Source organism: Paenibacillus tundrae (assembly GCF_030812775.1).
Lineage (GTDB): Bacteria > Bacillota > Bacilli > Paenibacillales > Paenibacillaceae > Paenibacillus > Paenibacillus tundrae_A.
Genome location: NZ_JAUSTI010000002.1, coordinates 41,660 through 53,552 on the forward strand (window position 1 = coordinate 41,660; position 11,893 = coordinate 53,552).

The window sequence follows — 11,893 nt, forward strand, 5'->3', positions numbered from 1 at the left end:
TATTCCAAGAGAGAGGTGTTCTTATGAAGCACGAACTTGTTAAACCGGATATCACCGTCATCGGTGGCGGGCTTGCTGGTGTATGCGCAGCTATATCCGCGGCACGACTCGGCCAACAGGTCGCGCTAGTGCAGAATCGTCCCGTACTCGGCGGCAATTCCAGCAGCGAGGTACGCGTATGGGTCTGTGGCGCTACAGCGCACGGCATTAACCGCTATGCCCGCGAGACTGGCATCATGGGCGAACTGTTTGTAGAGAATCAGTATCGCAATCCGGAGGGTAATCCTTATCTCTGGGACTTAATCATTCTGGAAGCCGTTCGAGCAGAATCCAACATCCGTCTATACCTGAATACGGATGTCCATGAAGTAGAGGCCACAGGAGATGAAGATGAGCGCATGATTACCTCCGTTACTGGATGGATGATGGGTTCTGAGCGCAAAATGCGATTCGAAAGTAAGATCTATATCGACTGTACGGGGGATGGATTGGTGGGCTTCCTAGCTGGAGCCAAGTTTGCGTTAGGTCGGGAAGCCCGCAGCGAATATGGTGAAGAATGGGCACCAGAGGTGGCCGATCAGATCACGCTGGGCAGTACACTTCTCTTCTATACCAAGGATACTGGTGCACCTATCCGTTATATCCCGCCCTCTTTTGCCAAGGATATCACTCAGACTAGCATTCCGATTCGCCGGGTCATACGCAGCGGGGACTCAGGTTGTCATTACTGGTGGATTGAATGGGGTGGTGAACATGACACCGTTCATGATAATGAGTTGATTCGTGATGAACTGTGGGCTGTGATCTACGGCATCTGGGACTATATCAAGAATTCTGGCAAGTTCGATGCAGAGCATATGACGCTGGAGTGGATCGGTTCTCTGCCCGGCAAAAGAGAGTACCGCCGTTTCACGGGTGACTATGTGCTCACCCAGAACGATATTATCAGCCAGCGTGAGTTCCCAGATGCCGTTGCGTTTGGCGGCTGGTCCATTGACCTGCATCCCCCGCAGGGTATGTACGCGGAGGCGAGCGGTTCGAAACATATGCATGCCGATGGCGTATATCATGTGCCGTTCCGCTCGTTGTATTCCGTGAATGTACGGAACATGCTCATGGCCGGACGCGACATTAGCGCATCGCATGTCGCCTTCGGCACGACCCGCGTTATGGCAACATGCGCTGTCATTGGCGAAGCCGCAGGTACGGGCGCGGCGCTTTGCGCGACCATGGATGTGCCGCCGCGCGAGCTGTACGCGAGGCATCTTGCCTTGCTGCAGCAGACGTTGCTGCGACAGGATGCTTCCATCATTGGCGTGCGAAGCAACGATGAGCTGGATCTGGCTCGGCGTGCCAAGGCTACAGCCTCCAGCACGCTGACGAGCATCGCTATAGAGCAGCCTGGCGAGATGTATCCGCTGGATACGGATGCCGCCCTGCTGCTACCTGTGCATCCAATGCTAAGCGGCTTAGAGCTGCTACTGGATGCATCCAGCGATACCGAACTAACGGTAGAGCTGTGGGATACAGGGCGTAAGGAGAATTACGTGCCGCATACGTTACAAGTTACGGTGACCGTTAACGTTACAACGGGAAGCGTTCAGTGGGTGAAGCTTCCACTCGAATGGCGACCGGAAGAACCGCAGAATGCATTTATTATCTTCCGGGCTAATACATCCATCTCACTCCACCATTCCACTGAAGCACACAGTGGTGTACTTATTTTCTTCAAAACAGAAGAAAATCACGTGTCCAAAAATCTTGAGGATCACGCCACGGATCAACCTGTCGTATTATGGTCCATGCAAGGGCTGGCACGCCAGCCATTCTGCTGTCGTACGCTCTCATTGAGTGATGCTTACTCGGCGAATCATACGATAAACGGTTATCATCGTCCTTTCGGCGGGCCGCAGCAGTGGATGTCACAGCGGATGAAGCCAGGCACGCCGGAATGGGTGCAACTGACGTGGGAAGATCCACAAATCTTGGCTGAAGTGCACTTGACGTTCAATGATGATGTGAACGAGGATCTCGTCAATTTGCATCACCATCACACGACATCCCGTGTCATGCCTGAACTTATAAGCGATTATCAAGTCGAGGTTTTGGCTCAGTCTGGCGAATGGATCGAAATCGTATGTGTAAAGGAAAACCGCAGAAGAAAAGTCATCCATTCTCTGGATGTACCTGTGCATGCAAAAGCGCTTAGGATGACCATTGAGGCCACACATGGCACCAGATATGCGGAGCTTATTGAGATCCGTGCTTATGCCGAGCCAACAAGGTAGGGGAGCCATCTAATCGGTAAAGGGAACAATATGAGCTTATCCAGCCTGCAATCGGACGCTTTTATATGATGAAGCTAAGAATGGCTCTCATTCCGCCAGATGATGGGAAAAGAAAAAGCACCACGATGGGTGCTCTATTGTTGCGCATTCTCGTACCAGATAAAACCAAGGCGGATGTGGATTATGTGCGTATGAAATAGAGCATCAGCAGAGTTACAGCAGTTGGTGCTCTTTCTTTTCAAAGTAGTATGACAATACACCGTTCAACTACCATGCAGTAATCTGTGAGAGTATGTTCTCTAGCGAACTCCTTTCAAATCATCACTTCTTCCGGCACTATCACATATAATTTCTATTTTTGGGGTTTACGCATTGTTACATTCCAGACTACTGAAAAATCGCTCAACAAAAACATCACCATATATTATCTTCATATGTGCCGTGTTGAAAATATACTGTTCCATCTGCTCAAGCTTGCGCAGACTGCGTACCAGTACCTTCCGATCATCGTCAGATAGATTGTTGTCATCCTCAATCTTCGTCAAAGCATTTTTCACACGTGCAGATACCTGTTCAACATACAGATGGTTTTTGGATTTTGGTGGAATACATCGTGTCAGGTCACAGCCCACAAATCGAACACCATCAAGGATACAGTTTTCAAAATTGGCGATTAGCTTTTGTCTGCCATTTCCCTCAAACGTGATATCCACTAGCTTACCCGTGAAGGAACAATTGATGATTTTTGCCACTTGTAAAATCCGGTCATTGAATCTACATTTAACAAAAGTACAGTCGATAAACGTAGCATTCTCCAATGTCATGCCTCTCATATCGCAGGAGGAAAATTCGCAATTGATGAAAATAGCTTCGTCTTGGGCAATGCCAACTGAGCGCAAGTCGGAACGATTAAATGTACAATGATCAATCATACTACCGGCAAAAAATCTCGCATTCGTAAGATCGCAGGTATCAAATACTAGATGCTGCAGGTTACAGCTCCAAAATATCGGTGAGCCCACATTCGAGTTTATTATGGTCGATCCACTTATCGTTTCGTGTTCATACCTGACAATATCAGTAAACCATTCGCTGTCTACTGACATTCCAGACTCAAGCCTTCTCATCCCTATCCCCCTATCACAGATTCATAGTTCCTCCTAAGTATCTAAAACACGGTTCCTTAGACTAACGATTTGTATTGGTAAAATTTACTCATTAAACTGTGTTCTCATCTTTGTTAAAGTTTATAAGCATTATGAAGACAAAGATAGGAGTTTTAATTGACATGAACGTTCTCAGCAAATCCATCATTAGTCTGCTTTGTGTGACGACATTAGCGGGCGCGTATTTCAGCTTTACAGAGCATCAGAGTAATCGACAATTTGAGCAGCAGCAACAGAGCAATACGCAATACTGGTCGCATATGCAGTCGATCTACTTGCGAGAATTTGACTATGCGCTTGCGGAGTCCCTGGCAGCATCTTCAATTACAGATCGTCAATTAGCACTTCAATCTGCGATTGAAAACGCCAATTATATCTTGCAATATGTAAGGATCGGATCCGTTACAATGAACTTTCAAATTTGGTCATTTGAGTCGTTTATCACGGATGCCAGCCGTTATTTGGAATATCCAGCCAGTGAAAAGGAAATTTCACTCAACGCGGATCAATTAGAACAAATTGAGCGTCTGAGAAAGTTTGCAAAGACCGCTCTGCCGTATATCGAACAAATGAGACATAAATCTGTTGATTCCTCTATATCAGATGTACAACAGGTCTCGACCGAAATGGAAGAGGCCTTGTCTCAACTCGACTCGGTCTCTACGTATGGCAATAAAGCTTTTAACGAGTTCCTGTACAACCAGAATCCTTACATACCTCCGAAGCCTGGAACCGTGTTCGCTGGTGAAACCACTTATAAGGCAACAGAGCTTGCGGCCAAAGCAAAAATTTTCATGGGCGAGGCATGGAATAAAGGCGCAGGTAAGCAATTCGTCCACATGTCCTCTGGCGGAAGTAGCCCCCAGTACGGAGAAGTCATGGATTTCAATTTATCGGACAACAATGGGAAATCAACCAGCTCCTATACTGCAACGCTGAGTAAAAGCGGTCACGTGCTGCAAGTAACAAGCAACGGCTCGATCTCTAATGAAGCAGCTGTAGAGCAATCTATGGACTTCGAGCAAGCTATCGCAGTTGCCGACAACTGGATGTCGCGTTGGTCTGACGAAAGGATGACATTAGTAGCGAAAAAGTTAAATGATACCTCCATTTATCTCACGTATATTCCGGTTCGGGAGCACGTTCCCATTCCGCAGATGAAAGTTGTATGGCAATTTGATTCGCGTAATGGTGCGTTGAAGAGCTTTGATGCATATCGTTATTTCTACCATTATAATAAAACCTTCCAGCTTCACCCGAAGCTGACAATGGAGCAAGCTTCCATGAAGCTTAGCTCAATAGTAAAGGTTTCCGGTAAGCCAAAACTGGAAATCCACAACGACAAGCTCGTATATGCATTTCCCATCACAGGGATCGAAGGCGTTTCTCGCGTCTACATCAACGCCCGTACAGGCGCTGGTGAAGGCATCAATTATAGCATGTAACCTCACAAATCTAGGCAGTCTCATGAATAATCTCGCGCAAGGCTGCCTTAGATTTTTGCTTGCCAATCTTGGGTCATTACTTCCTTTTTAATTTGTGATACGGTTCACCTCGGATAATCTTAGACTATCCTGCCCGTTAGTTTAATGAAACTGTTATCATGTTTCAATTCGTTGTTTATCTGATCGGAGCTACGATGCTCTTGTCATTTCATTAGTTTGGGACAAGAATTTATTTCCTTAAATATCTGTAAAGGGGAATAAGAATGGCAGTGTTCCCAAATTTGAATTCCATTTTTGCATGCCCTCCTCTTTTCAGTGCATATATCATGCTGTCTTATTCCTTTAAAAAGCCAGCGTACGCTTCCGGACTGGGAAAGTAAGCGTGTCCCACCTGTATTAGCTCGTTTTATTAGAATTAGCTAACTCTCTGCCTGCAGCTTTACAAACGAAATCAAACATGACCTTCGTAGGGACATCAGTCACACCATCATACCACTTATGAGTTGCTGTATTCGATACAACACTTATTAAATGGCCATGTGATTTCACTAAAAAGAAACAATTTATCCTGTGGATATCGGAAACTCCCATTTTACAACTTATACCGATAAAATAAAAAAGCCGCTAAAATAGCGACTTCAATGGCATCATGTTCTTGTCCCTCGACAGTACTCACATTGTGTTAGTTGTCTCCGTTCGTTACATAGTTGACTTCATCGCTATCCTTAGATGCTCGATTTTCTTATGACCAATTCTGCCAATAACAAATTGAGAATAACGGCCAACCAAACGGCAAATGTATAAGATAAACCATATGGAAGACCCACACCATTATGAACAATGGCGACAATGATATAGATTGTCAAATTCGCAAAGGTTAAAAAGAAGCTCCGAAGAACCCAATCTCGATGCTGTTTGACTTGTCCTTTTCGTATATACCGATAACCATTCATCGTAGTTAGAAACCAACATGTATTCAAGACTAAGAAGCCAGTGACACTCCAAAATCCTCCACTCGCATAAAATGATACATAATAACCTGGAATGATATTGAACAAGATGGATAAGACATAGATTCGTCCATTCCAGCGATGCAGCATGGGTTTCTTCATCCGAATCCTTTTTGAAAGACCTAATGGGCCGGTAAGCAAAGCCACAATGGCCAAAACAATGTGCATTCGAATCATAACGAACCATAAATCAATATTCGGAAGTTGAATATCCTTGTTCGAAAGGAACGTCGAGAAGGATGGGTCGACCATAAAGTTCTTGGAGGCTGTATGCAAAATCCACATGACAGCAATAACAGATAGCGTAATCATTAGACCCTTGCTACTTTTCATTTGTTTCTAGCTCTCCATTCGTAAGATGGACTGTGAACGTTGTGCCATCATTGGGTACACTTGAAACGGATATTTTTCCGTGATGTAATTCTACGATTTTTTGGACAATAGACAGTCCAAGACCGCTGCCCTTCTTTTCTCGATTACGTGAGCGGTCACTTTTATAGAACCGTTCAAATATACGGTTTTGTTCATCAGCTGTCATACCGATTCCATTATCCCTAATCTCCACAACCAGTCCTCTGTGTGTATTAGTTAAGTCGATCCGTATTTGTCCACCATTCGGTGTGAATTTAATAGCATTATCCAGTAGATTCATCCAAACCTGGTTTAACAATTCTTCATTCGCCAGGCATTGAGTCTCTTGCAGATGGACGGATAACTCAATGTCTTTTTGACTCCAATGATATTCCATCGTTAATACAACTTCTCTTAATTGCTGATCCAGACGAAAGTTCTGGATCTTCATATCCAAGTTCAATTCTTTTAACCACGACAGCTTTTGCATATTCGTGCTTAGGTTGGACAGTCGATTACTTTCTCTTTCGATGATATCAAGATAATGAGTTCTCTCCGCGATCGTTAGCTCAGGATTTCTCAAAACATGAGTAAAGCCTTTTATTGCTGTGAGTGGAGACTGTATCTCATGAGACACGTTAGAAATAAACTCCTGGTTTAATTTTTCTCGTAAAGTCAGTTCCTCTGCCATTCGATTAACGTTCCTTGATAAAAAGGACATCGAATAGCCTTTGATCCTGCTCTCGTTCAGATGTGCGCGATCATATTCACCACTGCTGATACGTTTCATGCTATCAATAATAGGCTGTAATCGCCGATCTCTTTGGGGGCGAAGTAACATCATTAGCACAGACATGAGTATCATCGCCAGAATAAAACCGAGCAGCCCGTTAATCGTTGCTGCAAGCCAATCGGAAGGATTGAACTTCCACATCTTGTACAAAAATGAGGTTAGCACGTATGGCAGATAGCCAACTAGAAAGCTGACTAAGAGTAATGAAATTACAACCATAACAAGATGTTTCCATATCTTTTTATTCACGATAACACCTCTAAACGATAACCTAATCCCCGAATGGTTTTTATTTGAAAAGAAGATTGTTCCTTCAGACGTTCCCGAAGTCGATTAATATGTACATCCAGCGTCCGATCATTACCCGAAAAGTACATGCCCCAAATAAATTCAATTAATTGATCTCTCGTATACGTCCGACCAGGGTTCTCTGCTAATTTAAAAAGCAAATTAAACTCCTTCAACGGCAGGGTATAGCTTTTCTGGCCTAATGACACCTCATATGTGTTTTTATTCATCCATAACTCACCGATTTGCACGGTATGAGACTGGTTGATTTGATATCTTCGAAGAATGGCTTTTATCCTTAATAGCAGCTCAAGTGGTTCAAATGGCTTCACCATATAATCATCTGCACCAAGGTTAAAGCCCTTTATCTTCTGAATGGATTCCCCTTTTGCTGTCAGCATTAAGATAGGGAAGTCATACCATTGACGAAACTCCTTGCAAAGGTCCCAACCATCCACCTTGGGAAGCATAATATCAATGATGGCCATGTCAATCTCATGCTCTTTAGCTATATCCAATGCTTCTTGCCCATCAGAAGCCTCTATCACTATAAAATATTCCTGCTTCAAAATGACTGTAACCAACTCGCGAATTGAAGGATCGTCATCCACAACTAATAACGTTGCCATTCCATTCCACCTTCTTTATAGATGCTTCTGTTTATCCATCTGATCTCGGTCTACCACAAATCCCTTTTGGTACATTCTCATACTTCTTCGTATAATATTCCGCTTTGTGAGCGATCTGTTGTAGCGCTTCGACAAGGTCATTGATTTCTGCAAATGTATTATAAAAACTTAAACTAATTCGAACCAAGCCCGGTGAAGGAAGAGTTGCATCCTCCCTGAGCTCGTCGATCCTCTCATCACTCAAGTCTAAGAGTTTCTGCACATAGGAATAGGCACAGAAAAATCCGGCTCTAACCGAGATGCCAAACTCATTCGCTAAAACCTGAGCAATATCCTGATGGTGTAACTTATCTATTGTAAACGAAAACACACTCACGTGTGGCTGATTATCGTTCGAGGCACTGAATAGGGTTAAGCCCTCAACTATGCGCAGCCTTTCAAGTGTATAATTCATTAACTGCTTCTCATATTCATGTATCGCTTCCGTATTAACTTGCTGCAATGTACGAATTGCTGTATTTAATGCGACGATACCCATCACATTAGGCGTTCCACCCTCAAACCTCTCGGGTGCCCCGTTCCATTGAACCGATGATCTCAAAGCGATCTGAGCCGTGCCCCCACCTTGCAGCATCGGCTGTGCAGCATTAAATACTTCGGTCTCTCCAATTAAAACAGCCGTGCCGAACGGAGCATACAATTTATGTCCTGTAAAGGAAAGATAATCAATATTTTCTGCCGAATTCAGTCGCTTCATTTGGATCGTTTCATGAGGAATTAACTGTGCTGCATCCACATGAATTTTTGCACCATAGCGATGCGTAAGTTCAGCCACCTCGTAAATAGGATTGATGCAGCCTGTTACATTGGAGGCTCCTGTTATGGAGACTAACGCGACTTGCTCTTGTAATGCCGAAAGTTTTAATTCTAAATCCTCCAATTTTATTTGACCATCATCATGAACAGCAATATATTCGACCTCATAGTTATTTCTCCAAGGTAAGTCATTCGAAATATGTTCCATTTCGGATACTAAAATATAGCGTTTATCCACGACTTGATTCAAAATATGTGAGAGTAAATTGATGGACTCTGTACTATTCTTGGTGAAAATAACCGTATGGCTACCTTCGTTCCCACCTACAAAATTCAACAAATTGGAGCGAGCTTGTTCTATGATCTCTGTTGAACGCACAGACTTATACCCCTGCCCTCGGCCAATAGAGGAATACCATGGCGCAAATCGCTCTATCTCTTTCAAAACACTCTTAAATGGCGGCGTGGTAGCTGCATTGTCCAAATAGATCCCTCTCATGTAACGTCCATCCGCTATAGGAATCTTTTCATTCAGCCCAATGACCAAGTCTCTCCACTTTTTTTGCTGTTTTGATTGCGATCGATTAACTTGAGAAGGTTTCATACAGCTCTCCTTTTTATATATTCTTGGAGTAACTAAAGTGATCTGTTACTTGAAACCGAAGGAACGAATCCATTTCGTAATAAAGATATGGTTCGTGATACCAGAGAGAAGCACTACTATTGCCACGATCGCTGAGTAGCTCAACCCCCACCAAGAATTTAAGAACGATATAGGCACTGACAACAGAAACAAAAATCCTAAAACCAACGTATAAATCCTCTCTGTATTCCATTTATGGCGGATCGTCTCCGTCTCTATCTCGCCTTGCCATTGAGCCATTCCACCTTTAAAGTTAAACACTTTATCATGGGACTCGGCTAATTGCTCTGACACCCTTGAACTTGCCATGCCGAAATAACAGATGATCACAACCTCTTCTTCTGCCGAAATCCTTGGTATAGTCGACCATGCTGAATAGGGAACATTGATTGATCCTTTGATATGGCCGCGTCCAAAACTTTTAGCTGTGCGAACATCAAATATTTTCAGGTTCTCTCTTTTATTCAACTTCGCTTGTAATTCATGGAATGATATATCCGTATAGGTAGTTCCCATCATACTCCCCCTCCCCATCATTCTTTATAAAAATCATAGAACTCTTCCAAGACACCCCTCATGATAAAGCCACAATGTAAACTCAATTTAAACAAATTATTTTGGCGAAAGGTTCGCAGTGTACCGGACTGACTGAAAAAGTTTGCTTTACTTCAGACACATTTGATGACATCCTAGCAATGAATCTCCCATAATTTCCGGCTAGATACTCTGGGAACCTTGTATTAATTAAGATGTTTCCCCGAATCTTATCATTAAATATTCCATCTTCATTTGCAGAACATATAGCAAATAAAAACAAGGAAGAAGCCTAAAATGCAACGATCCCTATTATATTTCACTAACGTTTCCTCTTAGTATTATGGAATATCATAAAAATTAAAATCCAAACTCTGTTACTCTTTCAAGCCACTCACACATAAGTGACTCAAATAATAGAGCCTGTTCAATCTGAAGATTATGGCCAGCTCGATCTAGAACGGCAAATGTTGCCCTAGGGAAATTGTCTAATATTCTAAAAGCGTCTTTGTAACCAACGACTGCATCTTGTCGCCCGAGTGTAAATACTGTTGGTTTATCAAAAACTAATTCATCTACATTTGTGGAAAATCCATAGTTTTTTTTAAGCTCGTTAAGAAAATCGTAGTCAGCGATCTCACAACCTTCAACGATCTCTTCAGAATACCTTTTCCAATTATATTCATTGAGAACGACTTGATTTGCGCTAAAATTACTTATTTGCTCTTCAGTTAAGGTGTCCATAAATTCGCGATCACTATGTATAACCAAATGCTCGGGAACTTCTCTTCTCTGGTGTTCGAGAATAATTAATAGACAAATCAGTGCAGCGCCACCAATACGATCCTTATGTTTATTAATTACACCTCTTGTAATATATCTACCGTATGATTTGCCTGCAATGAGATAATCTTGGTTTGGGACGAGTATTTCAATAAACTGTATATAAACGATGGTCTTGTGAAAAACCATGTATCATTATAATCGGTTTACCTGTACCCGTTTCCTCGTAATATATATTGGCATTCTTAACTTTACAAAATGGCATACATACTCCTCCCAATTAAGCTATCTATAATTGCTTGTAAAATAGAAAAATCTTCATTATTTAATTAAGCAAGCATATCTCCGTTTCCGTTACGTTAGTATTATGAACCCCATATACCTCGCATGAAAAGAACATACGTTCCTCAATCGAAAATGAGCCAAGTAAATGCGATATTTCGATATAGGCTTTACCTATGTAAGTAATTGATATTATATATTTCTCCAATGGGGTTTATTCGGATTAAGATGGGTATGTAACAATTTGAATATATAAGGAGGATGATTCAGATGTCTTTCTATGATATGAAAATCCATACCATAGATGGTACGACAGCTGATTTAACAAGATTCCAAGGGAAAGTTCTACTTGTTGTTAACACCGCAAGTAAATGTAGCTATTCTCGTCAATTTACGTCTCTTCAGCAGTTGTATGAAAAGTACCATCGAGATGGTTTGGAAATTCTCGCATTTCCGTGTAATCAGTTTAATGAGAAGGAACCTGGGGATAATTCGGAAGTGAAAGCTTATTGTAAGAATCTGATTAAGTTAACGTTTCCGTTATTCGAAAAGATTGAAGTTAGGGGCCAAAACGCCCATCCAATTTATCAGTTTTTAACAGCGCAAGCGCCATTTCAAGGTTTTGATACTGAAACCGCCAGCGGGGAATGGATGAAGAATTTTCTAAACGAGAAGTTCCCTGATATATATATGGGTGACGGGATTAAGTGGAACTTCACGAAGTTTTTGATCGATCGTAACGGTCAGGTTCAAGGTAGATATGAGACAACAACTGAACCATTTGAAATAGAGCCAAACATTAAGATATTGCTTTCAAAGTAGTCGAACCATTTATTACACGTGTTTTGTTGATTAAAAACAACCT

Annotated in this window: 10 protein-coding genes and 1 pseudogene; 4 read left to right on the forward strand and 7 right to left on the reverse strand. The window is 42.5% G+C overall.

The genetic code is table 11. The features are described 5' to 3' along the window. Nucleotides 1-23: 23 nt before the first annotated feature. Both J2T19_RS03480 and J2T19_RS03485 read left to right on the forward strand, forming a co-directional pair. Nucleotides 24-2,288 (forward strand): FAD-dependent oxidoreductase, encoded by a 2,265-nt coding sequence (locus J2T19_RS03480; RefSeq protein ID WP_307213229.1) that lies wholly within the window; start codon nt 24-26, stop codon nt 2,286-2,288. Nucleotides 2,289-2,353: 65 nt separating this feature from the next. Continuing rightward, complete coding sequence (locus tag J2T19_RS03485) at nt 2,354-2,488, forward strand: hypothetical protein (RefSeq protein WP_307213230.1); 135 nt, start codon at nt 2,354-2,356, stop codon at nt 2,486-2,488. 165 nt (nt 2,489-2,653) lie between these two features. Here the strand turns inward: J2T19_RS03485 and J2T19_RS03490 are convergent, their stop codons facing one another. Further along, entirely contained in the window at nt 2,654-3,415 is a 762-nt protein-coding gene (locus J2T19_RS03490; protein WP_307213232.1) for a pentapeptide repeat-containing protein, read from the reverse strand. Nucleotides 3,416-3,576: 161 nt separating this feature from the next. Between J2T19_RS03490 and J2T19_RS03495 the strand changes: the two genes are divergently transcribed. Then, on the forward strand, nt 3,577-4,899 hold the full coding sequence (locus J2T19_RS03495) for a hypothetical protein (RefSeq protein ID WP_307213234.1): 1,323 nt from the start codon (nt 3,577-3,579) through the stop codon (nt 4,897-4,899). Between the two features lie 725 nt (nt 4,900-5,624). On the opposite strand, the gene J2T19_RS03500 is transcribed toward J2T19_RS03495, so the two are convergent. From J2T19_RS03500 to J2T19_RS03525, 6 genes and pseudogenes are all read right to left on the reverse strand, one after another. Further along, nucleotides 5,625-6,242, reverse strand: coding sequence for a DUF2306 domain-containing protein (locus J2T19_RS03500; protein ID WP_307213236.1), 618 nt, complete (start codon nt 6,240-6,242; stop codon nt 5,625-5,627). Beyond that, the gene (locus J2T19_RS03505) at nt 6,232-7,302 is read right to left on the reverse strand and encodes a sensor histidine kinase (RefSeq protein WP_307213238.1); all 1,071 of its coding nucleotides are present in this window, start codon (nt 7,300-7,302) and stop codon (nt 6,232-6,234) included. Before J2T19_RS03505 ends, J2T19_RS03500 begins: the two co-directional genes overlap by 11 nt. After that, nucleotides 7,299-7,970 carry a response regulator transcription factor gene (locus J2T19_RS03510; RefSeq protein ID WP_307213240.1) on the reverse strand — a complete coding sequence of 224 codons (672 nt, stop codon included), beginning with the start codon at nt 7,968-7,970 and terminating at the stop codon, nt 7,299-7,301. Before J2T19_RS03510 ends, J2T19_RS03505 begins: the two co-directional genes overlap by 4 nt. A 31-nt stretch (nt 7,971-8,001) precedes the next feature. Beyond that, nucleotides 8,002-9,390 carry an aminotransferase class V-fold PLP-dependent enzyme gene (locus tag J2T19_RS03515; protein WP_307213241.1) on the reverse strand — a complete coding sequence of 463 codons (1,389 nt, stop codon included), beginning with the start codon at nt 9,388-9,390 and terminating at the stop codon, nt 8,002-8,004. 45 nt (nt 9,391-9,435) lie between these two features. Beyond that, nucleotides 9,436-9,945, reverse strand: a complete 510-nt coding sequence (locus tag J2T19_RS03520; RefSeq protein WP_307213243.1) for a rhodanese-like domain-containing protein — start codon at nt 9,943-9,945, stop codon at nt 9,436-9,438. Between the two features lie 378 nt (nt 9,946-10,323). Further along, nucleotides 10,324-11,011, reverse strand: a pseudogene (locus J2T19_RS03525) (alpha/beta fold hydrolase). Nucleotides 11,012-11,298: 287 nt separating this feature from the next. Here J2T19_RS03525 and J2T19_RS03530 point away from each other — a divergent pair. Continuing rightward, complete coding sequence (locus tag J2T19_RS03530) at nt 11,299-11,850, forward strand: glutathione peroxidase (RefSeq protein WP_307213245.1); 552 nt, start codon at nt 11,299-11,301, stop codon at nt 11,848-11,850. The last annotated feature ends 43 nt before the right edge of the window (nt 11,851-11,893 follow it).